Source organism: Terriglobus sp. YAF25, assembly GCF_052113305.1.
Lineage (GTDB): Bacteria > Acidobacteriota > Terriglobia > Terriglobales > Acidobacteriaceae > Terriglobus.
Genome location: NZ_JBFRCY010000199.1, coordinates 1 through 14,204, shown reverse-complemented (window position 1 = coordinate 14,204; position 14,204 = coordinate 1). Strand labels below are relative to the sequence as shown.

Genomic DNA, 14,204 nt, shown 5'->3' with positions numbered 1-14,204 from the left:
GGGTACCGGCGAGATCTACATCAACGATCAGGGAATGGGCCGGGAGCATTATCTTTTGCCGCAACCGGAGCTGTACAACCTCGAATCAGATCCGATGGAGGGTTTCGATATTGCCGATCGTCATAGTGATGTTGTGCAGCGTCTGCTCGCCGAGATCGACCGGCAGCTTGAATCGTTCCCGGATACGACTCGCACGCAGTATGCCGAGCTTCGCAGCCGGCCCGCAAGCAGGATCACGCCTCCGGGAGCCGCGCCGAGAATCCAGCATGGTCCGTTGCCGGATTGGGCGTGGGAACCACCTGAGCGGCGATAGGGGCGAGGCGAGCTCTTCACTTCACCATCCTAGCCAGCAGAGTCTTAGGGAATTCCTTTCCCACCCGACTGTGAGCGTTCATCCCAGCGAACACGTTCACTGAGATGAACGAGTGAGAGACCCCGGTGTATAAGCGCTGAAGGCGCGTTCTATACCAGCCTGGGGCAACGCCCCAGGTCTCCGGCCCCGAGGTGTTAAAGGGCTGAAGGCCCGCTCTATAACTCCGCAGTGAAATCGAATTTGTGAATATGTCCTGGCAAAAAATTTGTCATCCATAACGAACCAGGCGTCAGCCAACTTCTCTACAGTAGTTATTCCTTAGAACAACGGCTGATCGGAGAGGGAGATGCTGATATCTGTTTTTGCGGCATTGCCGCATGCGGCGCCAGTGCCTCCCACTCCTGTATGGCCACAGCGGCATAGGTTTCGCCTTCGCCCGATGCATGGAAGATGCTACGCAGGCATCGCGTCTTGATGGTTCGGAAACTCACTTCATTCACAGCATCGGCTTTCGTTCCGTAAGCGGTGGCATCCTCAACGGGCTGCCAGTGATTCCCTGTCCAATACTCAAGATGCCAGGATTCGGGCGGTGCGACACCGACTTTCGATCCGGCAGGCTGATCGTTCCAGAACCAGATTCGCGATCCGTTTAATTGCACCGGGTGAGGCCAGTCATATTCGATCCACTGCGTTGGTGGGTTGTGCAGAGACCACGATGCCCATATATCCGGCGGTAAAGGATTCTTACGGACGAGGCCATCGTTCAATGCTGCGAGCGCATACTGCAACGGGATCGGTTCGTTGGAGGCATGTGCCTCTGCCACGGGAGCGATATTTCTGGTAACAACAGGCGGTGGGCCAGGAGCGCGCGTCGGTTTCACCTTTACGATACGGGCCGGGTTGGAGCTGTCATCCCATCGCATCTCGTCGATTGCGATACTACGACGGAAATGCCCGCCGCCCTTTGCATCTGCGGTGTGATACACGAGGTACCACTTCCCCTGGAAGGCAATCGCGCCCGGATGCGAAGTAGTACTCGAGACCGGATCGAGGAGCACGCCGCGATAGGTCCATGGGCCCAGAGGATTGCTTGCTGTCCCATAGGCAATGCATGCGTGATAGATCGCACGGGTGCAGTTGGAATCAGGGCCGGCATTATTCGCCGCATAGATCATGTAATAGGTATCACCGCGTCGAAACAGCCACGGAGCTTCAAAGAAACCCTTGAGAGCCGTAACCGAAATCTCCGGTCCCTTCGGCGTCACCATATCTTGCTCGAGCTCCATACCACGCAACCTGCATAGGCATGCCCGGCCTCTGCCCATGAGAACACCGTCTCGGGCCGCAGGATGGCCGGATAGTGCATCCAAGCACCGGATGAGACGCTCTTCGTCGACAGCAGCTGCCACTCCCGCATCACAAAGTCATTCACATCGGCAGGCGCCTCATCGCGGCCTGCAAGAATGTAGAGCGTGTCACCTGCTACCAGCGGCGCCGGGTCGGCTGAGTAATACTGACCATCCGCAAGGATAGGATTGCCTTTGCTATGGATCACACGAACCGTTTGCGGCCGCAATGCAACGCAACCACCGAGAAGGGCAAGGGTGAGGCAGCAGGCCACGTGCTTCATAGCGATACAATGATTCTATCGTTTTGTATACGATTTTGTTTTTCTAAAAGGCTTCGCGGATGAACCAGACAACTGACAAAGCTACGATTCACATGTCCCTCGACGAGCTGAGAGATTTCGCCAGCAGAATCCTGCTTGAGAACGGTCTTTCCGCCGCGCAGGTTCCTGGAGTTACGGAGACGCTGGTTGCGGGAGAACGCGATGGTTGTGGTGCGCATGGCATCTACCGGCTGCTCTCCGTGGTCCGCAGTATGCAGCTTGGGAAGATCAACCGGCATGCGAAACCCACCGTCACGGAGCCGGGGCTGTCACTTGTCCGCGTGGATGGCGATGGCGGCTTCGCACAGCTCGCCTTCGAAGCCGGTCGCCCGCTGCTAATCGAGAAGGCTCGCCGCTGTGGCATCGCGGCGCTGGCGCTCAACCGGTGTGCCCACTTTGCCGCCCTCTGGCCGGAGGTGGAAGCCATTGCCAGCGAAAATCTGGTCGCGATTGCAATGACCTCCAACCATGCCTGGGTGGCGCCCGCCGGTGGTACACAGCCGCTGTTCGGTACCAATCCTCTTGCCTTTGGATRGCCTCGGCCGGGGCAAGATCCTTTCGTCTTCGACTTCGCGACCAGCGCCATCGCGCGCGGAGAGCTGGAACTTCATCGCCGCGGAGGCAGACAGCTCCCTCCCGGTTGCGGCATTGATCGCGATGGAAACCCTACCACCGACCCCGCTGCGATTGCCGCCGGAGCCATGCTGCCGTTTGGAGGTCACAAAGGTTCTTCCCTGGCGCTGATGGTGGAACTGCTCGCCGGTCCTCTCATCGGAGACCTCACCAGCAAAGAGTCTCTCCTGATGGATGACGGTGCGGGTGCAGCGCCGATTGGAGGCGAACTCATCCTGGCAATTGACGGCTCCAGATTCAGCGACACCCCTGCCTCAGCCGATCAGGCGGAGGCGCTGTTTCAGCAGATTGTCGGGCAGGGYGCGCGGCTGCCATCACAGAGACGCTATATCGCCCGCAAAAGGAGCCTTGTGGAAGGCGTGCACATTCCGGCTGCGCTCTATGAGGAACTCGCAGGCCTGGGTCGATAGAGCATTTTYCCTGTAGGTGTAGAGYAGGGTTTCCGCATCTATGGGCGTTTTCCGSAATGAAAACGCCTCTGCACACCCTTGTCGGGCGACCCACCCAACAGGGAAAATGCTCTAGAGTTACCAGCTACCGCGCTCTCCAAAGATGTCGATGACGTGCCCGAGCCGGTCCGCGCCCTTGATCCAGTTGTTCTGCAACGCGGCCTCTACACCATCGGCATCGCCGCGACGCACCGCCGCGATGATGGCGGCATGTTCGCGAACCGACATATGCAGATCGGTGATGATGGAGCTGGCATACAGGCGCCAGTAACGTTCCGCCTGCGGCTCCACCGCGCCGTGCAGTGTAGCAAGCCGCGGACCTGCGCCGGCGTGCACAATGGCGCGATGGAAGTCGCGGTCCACGTCGAAGATATCTGCCGTACGTCCCTTGCCCTTGGAGATTGCGGCCAGTTTGTGGTTGAGATTCTCCAGCGTATCCGCCAGCTTCTCCCGGTCTTCCGCCGAAGCCTGCGCCGCGCCGCGACCCGCAAGTCCTTCCAGCCTGCCGATAATCAAGTAGAGCTCGTTGGCATCTTCCTTCGTCAGCGGAGAGACGATCATCCTGGACTTGCTTACGTTCCGCTGCTCCAGCACATAGCCTTCGCGCTGCAGCCAGTGGATCGCCGCCCGTACCGGCGTACGGCTCATGCCCAGACGCTCCGCCAGGTCCGCTTCCACAATCCACGTCCCGGGCGACATCTTGCCGTGAACAATCAGCTCACGAATCTCCTGGAACGCAGTCAGCAGACTGGTGCCGTGCTCGGCTTTCTCTCGCTCGCCTGTTGGAGATACCGTCCGCACCGCGGTAGTCTTGGTTTTTGTTGGCCCAGCAGCGGTTTTCTTCACGTATCTTTCTCTCAATCCTTACTGTAGCGCACGATGGCCGGGCGGGCATCCCTGAATGAAAAAGGCGTATTTGTATCCAACTTCGTCTACAATTCAGGCATGCCATCGCCACTGCCTGTCTTCGTCTCCGTCGTGGACTCACACACGGCCGGGGAACCGACCCGTGTTGTCATTGAAGGTGGACCAGACCTGGGCTCCGGACCGCTGACCGAACGCCGGGCGCGGTTTCAGGCTGAGCATGATCATTTCCGCAGCGGCGTCGTCTGTGAGCCCCGCGGCTCCGAAGTCGTGGTCGGAGCATTGCTCTGTAAGCCCGTCAATCCTGATGCCGCGGCCGGGGTCATCTTCTTCAACGATGTCGGTTATCTGGGCATGTGCGGTCACGGCACGATTGGTCTTGTTATCACGCTGGCTCATCTCGGGCGCATTGGCCCGGGTAAGCACCTGATCGAGACTCCCGTTGGAGATGTTCACACTGAACTGCATGCAGATGGCAGCGTCTCTGTGCGCAACGTGCCCGCATATCGGTATCGCGAAGCAGTCCGTGTCGATGTTCCCGGCTACGGCACCTTCACCGGCGACATCGCCTGGGGCGGGAACTGGTTCTTCCTCGTCGCCGATCACGGTCAGGATCTCATCGCCGCCAACCGCAGTCCCCTGGTCACACTCACCACAGCAATACGCGAAGCTTTGATCGCGAACGGTATCACCGGAGCCGATGGCGCACTGATTGATCACATCGAGTTGGTCTCGCGTGGATTACGGCGGAGTCGAAGCTTTATTTCGATTCCAGCGATCCCTTCGGTAAAGGAATCGCGTTCTAATGCCTGGTTTTGATCTCGTCATCGTCGGCGCCGGTATCGTCGGCTGCGCGTGCGCACTGGAAGCTGCACGCGCCGGCCTGCGGGTGGTCATCGTCGAACGCGGCGTCGTCGGTGGAGGAACAACTGCGGCCGGCATGGGCCACGTTGTCGTGATGGACGACTCCCCGGCCCAACTTGCACTCACGGCTTACTCACGATCCTTGTGGCGAACCATGGCTCCGGAACTTCCCGCAGGTGTGGAGTATGAGTCACGAGGCACGTTGTGGATCGCGGCCGATGACGAAGAGATGGCCGAGGTCTTCTCGAAACAGACGACCTACGCCTGCGCCGGCATCGCCTCACAGGTTCTCGATCCTCGTGAACTGGCCGAGGCTGAGCCATATCTTCGCTCCGGGCTCGCCGGCGCTTTGCTGGTTCCTGACGATGGAGTGCTCTATCCTCCGGTAGCCACGGAATACTTCCTCTCCGAAGCACGGCGTTTGGGCGTTGTGTTTCTCTCCGACCATGAGGTTGTGCGTTGCGGCAAAGGGCGTGTTCAGTTTGCGAACGGCACCTCCATCGAAGCGGAGCGGATTCTCCTTGCCAGCGGTGCTTCTATCGATCTGCTGCCGTCGCTGCCTATCCAAAAACGAAAGGGCCATCTGCTCATCACCGACCGATACCCCGGCGTGGTGAGCCATCAGTTGGTTGAGCTCGGCTATCTGAAGAGCGCGCATAAGCTCACGGCCGACTCAGTGGCATTCAACATCCAGCCCCGGCTTACCGGCCAGTTGCTGATCGGCTCGTCGCGTCAGTACGGCGACGAGAGCCGCGAGATCAACCACGCCATACTTCGGAGCATGCTCGAACGCGCCATCGAATACATGCCTTGCCTGAAAGGGCTTTCGGGGATTCGCGTGTGGACCGGCCATCGCGCTGCGACGGCGGATAAGCTTCCGCTCATTGGACCAACGGCGGATCCTACGCTGTTTCTTGCCATGGGCTTCGAGGGACTTGGTATCACCAATGCGCCCGGAGCAGCCGTACTTGCCATTGATGCTCTTCTTGGCCGAGCATCGGTCATCGATGCTGCGGCGTATCTACCGTCGCGTATCCAGCAGGAGGCGGTTCATGCCTGATCAGCAGGTCGTCATTCATGTGAATGGATCGCCTATCTCTGTGCCTGCCGGCTCTATGCTGAGCTCGGCATTGTTGATGGCATCTGCGCCCTGCCGTATTTCAATTACGGGCGAGCCCCGCACCGCACTCTGCGGCATGGGAATCTGTCTTGAGTGCCGCGCCGTCGTCAACGGAGTTCCGCATACTCGCACCTGCCAGACCGTATGCCAGGAAGGCATGCGCGTGGAGACCCAGCCATGAAGCCGGCAGATGTTCTGGTCATCGGAGCCGGTCCCGCCGGCCTTGCCGCGGCAACCGCGGCTTCGCGCAATGGCTGCCGTGTTGCCGTTCTCGACGACAACCCCGCAGCCGGCGGACAGATCTGGCGTGCGGATATCACGCGGCCCCACCACGAGGACCCCGCGCGTGGCGACGCGATAGCAGCCTTTCACACCTCCGGAGCCGCTCTGCTTCCCGGCCGCCGTATCGTCGATGTACCTTCGCCATCCACATTGCTGGCCGAGGCCGGAGGCCATTTTGAGACCTATCGTTGGGATCGCCTGATCCTCGCTACCGGTGCGCGAGAACGCTTTCTCCCTTTTCCTGGATGGACCCTGCCGGGAGTCTTCGGTGCTGGGGGTCTGCAGGCTCTCGTCAAAGGCGGATATCCAGTTGCAGGAAAGCGGATCGTTGTCGCGGGAACAGGTCCATTGCTACTCGCTGTCGCTGCTCATCTGCGGGAATATGGGGCCTCGATCGTCACCGTCGCCGAACAGGCGTCGTTCTTCCAGATGTTGCCCTTTGCAGCATCGCTCTTGCGCAGTCCGAGTAAGCTGCTGCAGGGTGCAAGCTACCGCAAGACTCTTGGTATCACTCCGTACCAGACAGCCTGCTGGCCGGTCGCGGCGCAGGGCGGTGAGGTGTTGCGCTCCGTCACACTGACTAACGGCCGGCGGACATGGACGGTTGAGTGCGACCTGCTTGCCTGCGGCTTTCATCTTGTACCGAATACCGAGCTCGCTCAACTGCTGGGATGCACACTTCAAAGCAGCTTTGTCCAGGTCGACTCGCAACAGCAAACTTCGGTCGCCGGCATTTACTGTGCGGGTGAACCCACTGGCATCGCGGGTGTTGATGCCGCACAGGTTCAAGGGGAGATCGCAGGACTTGCAGCCGCAGATTGCAGTCCCCTCCCGATGCGCCTGCTCACTCGCCGCGCAAAGGAAGCTGCGTTTGGCCGCCGTCTGACGCACGCCTTCCGGCTTCGTTCTGAAGTGCTCAGGCTCGCTTCGCAGGAGACGATCGTCTGCCGTTGTGAAGATGTCACCTTCGGCCAACTGCAGACGCGTTCCAACTGGACAGACGCCAAACTCCATACCCGGTGCGGCATGGGTCCATGCCAGGGCCGCATCTGCGGCCCCGCAACAGAGGCGCTCTTCGGCTGGCAGCCAACCTCTGTCCGCACACCTCTTTTTCCGATTCCTGTCGCTGCCTTCTGCGACGAAACCTCTTCGCTCAACGCACCATCAGCCCGTTAGGAGATCTCTATGAAGTGGACCGGAGTGATTCCCGCAGTCACCACGCCGTTTGAACCCTCCCTCGCCGTCAACCACAAACTGCTCTTCCAGCACACATCGTGGATGCTGAAAAACGGATGCACCGGCCTGGTCATGCTTGGCTCTCTCGGAGAGGGCGCAACGCTGGAACATAACGAGAAGGTGGCCATTCTTGAGACGGCGCTTCGCGCTTCAGAGAAGACCGGAACTCCTGTGGTCGCCGGCATCTCCTCTCTCTCGACGGCAGCCGCCGTTCGTCTGGCAAAGGAAGCAGAAGACCTCGGCTGCGCTGGCCTGATGGTGCTTCCGCCCTACGTCTATAGCACCGACTGGCGCGAGATGAAGGCTCACATCGCGGCGATCATCCGGGCAACGAAGCTCTCCTGCATGCTCTACAACAACCCGGTTGCCTATAAGACCGACTACATTCCGGAGCAGCTGAAAGAGCTGGCGCAGGAGTTCCCCAACCTGCACGCCATCAAGGAATCGAGCACTGATGTGCGCCGCGTGACCGCGATCCGCGCCATCCTTGATGATCGCCTTACCATCTGCACCGGTGTTGATGACGCAATCGTCGAAGCGATTGCGGCCGGATCCAGTGCCTGGATCGCAGGTCTGGTCAACGCCTTCCCCGCTGAGTCCGTCGCGCTTTACGAGCTTGCAATGGCGGGAAAACATCAGGAGGCCTTCGAGCTCTATCGCTGGTTCCTGCCTTTGCTCCGCCTCGACACCGTGCCGAAGTTCGTCCAGCTCATCAAGTGGGTTCAGGAGCAGACCGGCACTGGCACAGCCAGGGTCCGGCCGCCGCGGCTCGAGATCGTTGGCGCAGAGCTTGAAGAGGTGAAGGCAGTGCTGGCAACGGCAATGGCCAACCGTCCTTCGGTCAAATCCACTCCGTTCCCTGTTCTGCAGCAGGCGTAAGTCAGCAGACGGCGGCTGCATCCCCTCCATGCAGCCGCCCCCGCAAGGTTAGCCCTCCCCCTTTGAATACAGCTTCAGGAGTCGCAGTGAGGTTCTCTCCGTTGTTCCGCCTGTCTCGTGCTGTCCTGTTGTCCTCGCTCGTAAGCAGCACCCTGAGTTGGTCACAGCCTCCCAAGCCTCTTCCGCCTGGCCCCATGCTCGATGGCGGCCGCGTGGTGCTGAAAGCGAAAGATCTCACGTTGGAGCTGCTTGCCTACTCCGGCACCGTGGCACAGCTGAGGCCCGCGGCAGATCCGATGCTGGACTACACTCCCGGCGACCTGCTCACGTCTCGCTCGGCGGATACCTTCTACCATCTGGGCGACCTCGATCTGCGGCTTCGCGATGATGCCTCTACCGAATGGAAGGACTACTCGACCGCCTACCGCCGCAAGCCTGTTCAGGTTCTCGCCAGCACACCAGCGGTGTTCCGCGCTGACCTTGCAGCAACGCTTCCGGCAGAGATTCCGCTTCGTATCGTACGGGAGTGGTCCATTCGGAATGGCGAGATTTATCTCAGCTACACGCTCACCAATCGCACGCACAAAGTTGTTCACCTTGGCGGCACTGGCGTTCCGATGGTCTTCAACAACATCATGAACGGTCGCACGCTCGAACAGAGCTACACGACCTGCTCCTTCTATGACCCCTACATCGGTCGGGATGCCGGCTATGTTCAGGTTGCACGTCTCTCCGGCAAAGGCCCCGCGCTTCTGATCGCGCCCGAGGGCCATGCGCCACTGGAAGCCTGGAGGCCAATCCTCGATAAGCGTGTCACCCGTGGTGGTGAAGGCCTGCTCCTCAACGATCCTACGCAACGCGGTATGACCTTCGAAGGTTCGTATGAGTGGATGATCCACTCCGCGGGCTTCGCCGACACCGACTGGAAGGGCGCCGAGCAGTGGAACCAACCGACGGAAGCTGTGCTTCAGCCGGGTAAGAGTGTCACCTATACGCTGCATCTGTTCGTCGCTCCATCGCTGCGCGAGATTGAAGCGACGCTCACAGCTCACGGACGTCCGGTCGCCATCGGCATTCCCGGATACATCCTGCCGCAGGATACGGATGGCCGGCTCTTCCTTCGTTCGGCGAGTCCAGTCACCAGCATCGTCAGCGAGCCGGAAGGCGCACTCTCTCTCCATCACGATGGCCTGGCGCCCGACGGCAAGACGCAGGCCTACACCGTTCGTGGTCTTCGTTGGGGACGAGTTCGACTACGCATCACCTATGGGGATGGCAATGTACAGACCATCGCCTATCGCACCATCAAGCCGGAGACACAGACGGTCGCCGATCTCGGCCGCTTTCTCTTTCACGAGCAGTGGTTTGAGCAGCCCGATGATCCATTCCATCGCTCGCCCTCCGTCATCAGCTACGACAACGATGCCGGCAAACAGCTCTCTCAGGAGTCTCGCGTATGGATCGCTGGACTGAGCGATGAAGGCGGAGCAGGGTCGTGGCTGGCGGCAGCGATGAAGGAAGCCATTGCACCCGATCCGGAGGAGGTTCGTAAACTCGAGGCCTTTGTGAATCAAACCGTCTGGGGTCACCTGCAGGAGAGCGAAGGCCCACAGAAGTTCGGTGTTCACAAGAGCCTCTTCTACTACCAGCCGGACGCGATGCCCGCCGGGTACTACGACACGTCGATGAACTGGGGCACGTGGACCAGCTGGAATCGCAAGGATGCTGCCGACGTGGGCCGCTCATTCAACTATCCGCATGTCGTCGCTGCATACTGGTCCCTCTACCGCATCGCGCGTAATACCTCTGGCCTTACGTCAAAGCAGGACTGGAAGTGGTATCTCGATCACGCATATGAGACCACCATGGCCATGCGGTCGCAGGCGCCGTACTACACGCAGTTCGGCCAGATGGAAGGCACCGTCTTCACGTTGCTGCTCCACGATCTGAAGATGGAAGGCTGGACCGAACAAGCCTCTACGCTGGAAGGCTGGATGCGCGAACGCGCACAACAGTGGAGTCACGAGCCGTATCCCTTCGGCAGCGAAATGCCATGGGATTCGACCGGGCAGGAAGAGGTCTACGCCTGGACACGCTACTTCGGCTACAAAGAAAAGGCCGACCTTACGCTCAATGCCATCCTCGCCTATACGCCGGTCGTACCCTCCTGGGGATATAACGGCAGCGCCCGCCGTTACTGGGACTTTCTCTATGGCGGGAAGTATCCGCGCATCGAGCGTCAGCTACATCACTACGGATCAGGCTTGAATGCAATTCCGCTGCTCAGCGAGTATCGCGTCCATCCTGGCGATCTCTATCTGCTGCGCGCGGGTTACGGCGGCGTCATGGGTCCGCTTGCGAACATCGATGAGAAGGGCTTCGGCTCTGCGGCGTTTCACTCATATCCCGATCGCATGCAGTACGACCCATATACCGGCGACTACGGTCCGAACTTCCTCGGCCATGCGCTCAACACCGGTGCATATCTCATGCAGAATCCCTCGCTGGGCTGGCTTGCTTTCGGCGGCAACGTTCTATATGGGACGGCTGAAGCCGTCCCCTTAAGCAAGGCATTCGCGCGTTGCGCGAACAATAAACAAGCTTATGCCTTTGCCTCTTTTGTTTTGCTTAAGGGCATGGCTTCAGCCATGCCGCGCGCAAGCCGCGAAGTATGCGGCTTTAGCCGCTGAGGTACCCACAGACTACTCCGTAACAGCCTCACCGAGGTTACGCCTCGAAGCATTGCGCTGCAGCAGTGCATACACCGGGATGCCACTCAAAATGATGATCAGGCCAGGCCATGTGGTTGATGTGCGATAGCAGAAGAGCACTGCCAGCACGATCGCCGCTCCTACCAGATACAATGCCGGCAGCCATGGATATCCCCAGCAGCGATAGGGCCGTACTGCATCCGGCTTCGTCGCTCGCAAACGGAAGAGTCCGGCGACGGTAAGGATATAGAACAGCAGCGCCGCCGAGATTACGTAATCCAGCAGGTTGCTGTAGAGGTTGCCATACTCTCCCGTAGCTGCGTTGTAGGTCCGTGGCAGTACCAGCAGGAGCGACCATAGGCACTGTAATCCGAGAGCCCATCCCGGGACCCGCGCCCGGTTCAGGACACCGGCGCGCCGGAAGAACAATCCGTCCTGCGCCATTGCGTAATAGGCACGACCTCCTGCGAGGGTTAGCGCATTGACTGTGCCGAAGGTCGAGACCATGATCAGCAGGCTCATGGCCAGCTTGCCGATTCCAGGCAGAACAGTATCCACCACGAGTGTCGCTACACGATCCTGCGATGCGGTCTGAATCCCTTCGACAGGGAGCACTGCGAGGTAACAAAGATTACACAGCAGATAAAGCCCAATGACGAGCGAGGTTCCAATCGCCAGCGACAGTGGAAGATTCCTCTTCGGGTTACGCACCTCTCCTGCGACGAAAGTGATGTCGTGCCAGGAGTCCGCCGAGAAGAGCGAACCGGTCTGCGAGACACACAGCGCCACCAGCATGCCCCACGCCGTAGCAATCTCCGTACTGCCGATGGCGGTGACATGGATTGGAGTCCATGCTCGCGCAAAATTCGCATGGAAGATCTGCGGGTTCCGCAGGAACGCGTATGCCGCCAGGCCCAGCAGCGCCACCATGCCTGTGAGCTTCGCCACAGTAAAAACATTCTGGATCAGCTTGCCCCACTCGACCCCATAGGTGTTGATCAACGCGATGAGAAGAATGATCACGAGCGCTAACGCCTGTGCTGTCGAGAGCGAAAGTGCATACGACGATCCCAGATGGATCGGTGCGATCAGATATTGCTTCTCAGAGATGGCAGGAAAGATCCCTCCGCTGAAGCGCGCGAACGCAATAGCTACGGCAGCGATGGTGCCGGTCTGAATCACTGTCACCAGGGTCCAGCCATACAGGAACCCGAAGATCGGTGAGAACGCCTCCCGCAGGTAGACATACATGCCACCGGCTGATGGCATCATGGCCGCCAGCTCTCCATAGCTGAGAGCCCCGGCGATGGTCAGCACTCCGGTGATCAACCACGCCACCATCAGCCAGCCGGCTGAGCCCAACTGCCGCGTGATCTCCGCGCTGACGATGAAGATACCGGAGCCCACCATGACCCCGGCCACGATCATTACAGAGTCGAACAGACCTAATGCCTTGCGGAACTCGGCGCCTTCGCTCTCCCGCTTCAGATGCTGCTGCTCCATTCACTGCCCTCTGTGCAACCGCGTTGTATGACGTACTCTTTGATACCACGGCAGCCTGTTCGTGATTCGTCGACTGTGTTGAAAGAAGAGGAATGCCCGGCACGGAGGCTCTACGCCTGGCGTGCCGGGCAACTTTGTTGTTGCTCGATTAGAACTCGATGTTGCCGCGTAGTTCGATCCAGCGAGGATGGTTGGTGACTCCGCTGTTGGCAAAGTTCGTGCTCTGCACACTGCTGCCGAACGAGTTAGGTGTACTTCCAAAGACAGGGTGATTCCAGATATTCAGGAACTCACTCTGCAGCTTCACCTGAATACGTTCATGGACCGGGAAGCTCTTGGAGACGGACATGTCGTGATAGAACGCACGTGGACCATATAGATAGAGCCTTTCACCGATGGTGCCCGGCGTAGTGTTCGGTTGAATGTAGCTCTGGTTGGCTCCGCCGGCAGACAGATACTTCGGATCCAGCAGCCGGGCGTAGGTCTTACCCGGCACACGGTGAACTCCAACCGCACGCTGCAGATCCTTCGCAGTAACACCGACCAGCCGTATGCCGCCGTCGGCATAGTCGTTATACGTCGCGTTACCGCCGAATATCTGCTGCGCAGCGCCGGTCTGGATAATCATGATCGATCCGAGGGTCCAGTTGCCTGCAAGACGGCTGACCAGGTTGTTCGAGCTGAGGAACGTCTTTCCTTTTCCAAACGGCAGATCATACGACGACGTAAGGTGCACGACATGACGAATGTCGTACGGCGTTGGTCCGTATCCTTTGCTGAGGTCGCGCAAAGTCAACAGGTTGTCTGCGCCCGCAGTATAGTTCTGCGTCGAACCGATCCCTAGCGCCTTGCCAAAGGTATAGTTCGCATCAAAGACCCAGCCATGCCAGTTCTGCTGACGGAAGTCCAGCTGCAGCGAGTGATAGTTCGAATATCCCACAGCCTTCATCAGGCTGGTGCTGGTGCCCGCGGCATATGGATTCGCCTGGAAGAAGTTGATCGGATAGCCCGCGCCGGCGCCGGTGTATCCGGCGTTGTTGGCGCAGGGCGAGAAGGAAGATCCTACCAGATTGCAGAAGTAGGTCGTCGTTCCCGAGATGCCGCTCAGCACATTGGCCAACGCGCCGACCTGCCCCGTTTTGACGTAGTTCAGATAATCGGCGTTCTCGTAGTCGACCGCGCCTCCATAGGTTCCGGAGGGCTCACCGGCGAAGGCGGCCTCAAAGATTGAGGTCTTGTTACTGCCATGGAAGGTTGTGCCACCACTCGCAGCGTAGTTTGCCTGCGCCCGCTGGAACTCCGCCAGGAAGCCGTTCTCGAAGACATTCACTTCGTTGGGATTGATCGCCAACCATTGGTGCAGCGTCCGATTTCCGTCGTATCGTACCTCGACGGCGCGGTTTCCAAACTTCCGCTCAAAACCAAAATTCCAGCTCTGCGTATATGGCTGCTTGATGTTGTAATCCATGCCCGCAGCCGAGATCGAGTTCAGGAAGGTGAAGTCGGCCAACGGCTCTGTACGCAGATAGCTTGCAGGTGAAAGGCCGCGTGCCGGTAGGGTATTCCCCAGGGAAAGAGAACCGGGTGCAAAGGTGCCTGTCTGCCCCGAGGTATTTGGATTCAGATAGAAGCTCTGATAGAAGAACGCTCCGTAGGACGAGGAGCTCCGTAGGACGAGGAG

At 59.3% G+C, this 14,204-nt stretch carries 12 protein-coding genes and 1 pseudogene; 8 read left to right on the top strand and 5 right to left on the bottom strand.

From position 1 onward, the window contains the following. Positions 1-313 (top strand): hypothetical protein (locus AB4043_RS10350; protein WP_442307002.1); only part of this gene is annotated, 313 nt, incomplete at its 5' end. Between the two features lie 311 nt (positions 314-624). On the opposite strand, the gene AB4043_RS10345 is transcribed toward AB4043_RS10350, so the two are convergent. Further along, the gene (locus tag AB4043_RS10345; RefSeq protein ID WP_442307001.1) at positions 625-1,599 is read right to left on the bottom strand and encodes a family 43 glycosylhydrolase; all 975 of its coding nucleotides are present in this window, start codon (positions 1,597-1,599) and stop codon (positions 625-627) included. Further along, the gene (locus tag AB4043_RS10340; protein ID WP_442307000.1) at positions 1,575-1,943 is read right to left on the bottom strand and encodes a hypothetical protein; all 369 of its coding nucleotides are present in this window, start codon (positions 1,941-1,943) and stop codon (positions 1,575-1,577) included. The genes AB4043_RS10345 and AB4043_RS10340 overlap by 25 nt, the downstream gene beginning before the upstream one ends. A 59-nt stretch (positions 1,944-2,002) precedes the next feature. Here AB4043_RS10340 and AB4043_RS10335 point away from each other — a divergent pair, with 59 nt between their 5' ends. Then, entirely contained in the window at positions 2,003-3,025 is a 1,023-nt protein-coding gene (locus AB4043_RS10335) for an Ldh family oxidoreductase (RefSeq protein ID WP_442306999.1), read from the top strand. Positions 3,026-3,142: 117 nt separating this feature from the next. Here the strand turns inward: AB4043_RS10335 and AB4043_RS10330 are convergent, their stop codons facing one another. Further along, positions 3,143-3,910 (bottom strand): GntR family transcriptional regulator, encoded by a 768-nt coding sequence (locus tag AB4043_RS10330; RefSeq protein WP_442301583.1) that lies wholly within the window; start codon positions 3,908-3,910, stop codon positions 3,143-3,145. A gap of 99 nt (positions 3,911-4,009) precedes the next feature. On the opposite strand from AB4043_RS10330, the gene AB4043_RS10325 reads away from it, so the two are divergent. The 6 genes from AB4043_RS10325 (at position 4,010) to AB4043_RS10300 (ending at position 10,999) form a co-directional block, all read left to right on the top strand. Then, entirely contained in the window at positions 4,010-4,747 is a 738-nt protein-coding gene (locus AB4043_RS10325; RefSeq protein WP_442306998.1) for a proline racemase family protein, read from the top strand. Beyond that, positions 4,734-5,852, top strand: coding sequence for an NAD(P)/FAD-dependent oxidoreductase (locus AB4043_RS10320; RefSeq protein ID WP_442301581.1), 1,119 nt, complete (start codon positions 4,734-4,736; stop codon positions 5,850-5,852). The genes AB4043_RS10325 and AB4043_RS10320 overlap by 14 nt, the downstream gene beginning before the upstream one ends. Next, positions 5,845-6,093 carry a (2Fe-2S)-binding protein gene (locus AB4043_RS10315; protein ID WP_442301580.1) on the top strand — a complete coding sequence of 83 codons (249 nt, stop codon included), beginning with the start codon at positions 5,845-5,847 and terminating at the stop codon, positions 6,091-6,093. The genes AB4043_RS10320 and AB4043_RS10315 overlap by 8 nt, the downstream gene beginning before the upstream one ends. Beyond that, positions 6,090-7,370 (top strand): NAD(P)/FAD-dependent oxidoreductase, encoded by a 1,281-nt coding sequence (locus tag AB4043_RS10310; protein WP_442301579.1) that lies wholly within the window; start codon positions 6,090-6,092, stop codon positions 7,368-7,370. Before AB4043_RS10315 ends, AB4043_RS10310 begins: the two co-directional genes overlap by 4 nt. A 9-nt stretch (positions 7,371-7,379) precedes the next feature. Further along, positions 7,380-8,309, top strand: coding sequence for a dihydrodipicolinate synthase family protein (locus tag AB4043_RS10305; RefSeq protein ID WP_442301578.1), 930 nt, complete (start codon positions 7,380-7,382; stop codon positions 8,307-8,309). Between the two features lie 86 nt (positions 8,310-8,395). Then, positions 8,396-10,999 (top strand): DUF5695 domain-containing protein, encoded by a 2,604-nt coding sequence (locus AB4043_RS10300; protein WP_442306997.1) that lies wholly within the window; start codon positions 8,396-8,398, stop codon positions 10,997-10,999. 12 nt (positions 11,000-11,011) lie between these two features. Here AB4043_RS10300 and AB4043_RS10295 read toward each other — a convergent pair whose 3' ends face one another. Both AB4043_RS10295 and AB4043_RS10290 read right to left on the bottom strand, forming a co-directional pair. Beyond that, the gene (locus AB4043_RS10295) at positions 11,012-12,523 is read right to left on the bottom strand and encodes an APC family permease (RefSeq protein ID WP_442301576.1); all 1,512 of its coding nucleotides are present in this window, start codon (positions 12,521-12,523) and stop codon (positions 11,012-11,014) included. Between the two features lie 148 nt (positions 12,524-12,671). Beyond that, positions 12,672-14,204, bottom strand: a pseudogene (locus AB4043_RS10290) (TonB-dependent receptor); the annotation flags it as partial.

Bases quoted from the DNA above. Each gene is read 5' to 3' on its own strand.
- AB4043_RS10340 (WP_442307000.1), bottom strand. From the start codon at position 1,943: ATGAAGCACGTGGCCTGCTGCCTCACCCTTGCCCTTCTCGGTGGTTGC.
- AB4043_RS10305 (WP_442301578.1), top strand. From the start codon at position 7,380: ATGAAGTGGACCGGAGTGATTCCCGCAGTCACCACGCCGTTTGAACCC.
- AB4043_RS10315 (WP_442301580.1), top strand. From the start codon at position 5,845: ATGCCTGATCAGCAGGTCGTCATTCATGTGAATGGATCGCCTATCTCT.
- AB4043_RS10310 (WP_442301579.1), top strand. From the start codon at position 6,090: ATGAAGCCGGCAGATGTTCTGGTCATCGGAGCCGGTCCCGCCGGCCTT.
- AB4043_RS10295 (WP_442301576.1), bottom strand. From the start codon at position 12,523: ATGGAGCAGCAGCATCTGAAGCGGGAGAGCGAAGGCGCCGAGTTCCGC.
- AB4043_RS10345 (WP_442307001.1), bottom strand. From the start codon at position 1,599: ATGGAGCTCGAGCAAGATATGGTGACGCCGAAGGGACCGGAGATTTCG.
- AB4043_RS10325 (WP_442306998.1), top strand. From the start codon at position 4,010: ATGCCATCGCCACTGCCTGTCTTCGTCTCCGTCGTGGACTCACACACG.
- AB4043_RS10320 (WP_442301581.1), top strand. From the start codon at position 4,734: ATGCCTGGTTTTGATCTCGTCATCGTCGGCGCCGGTATCGTCGGCTGC.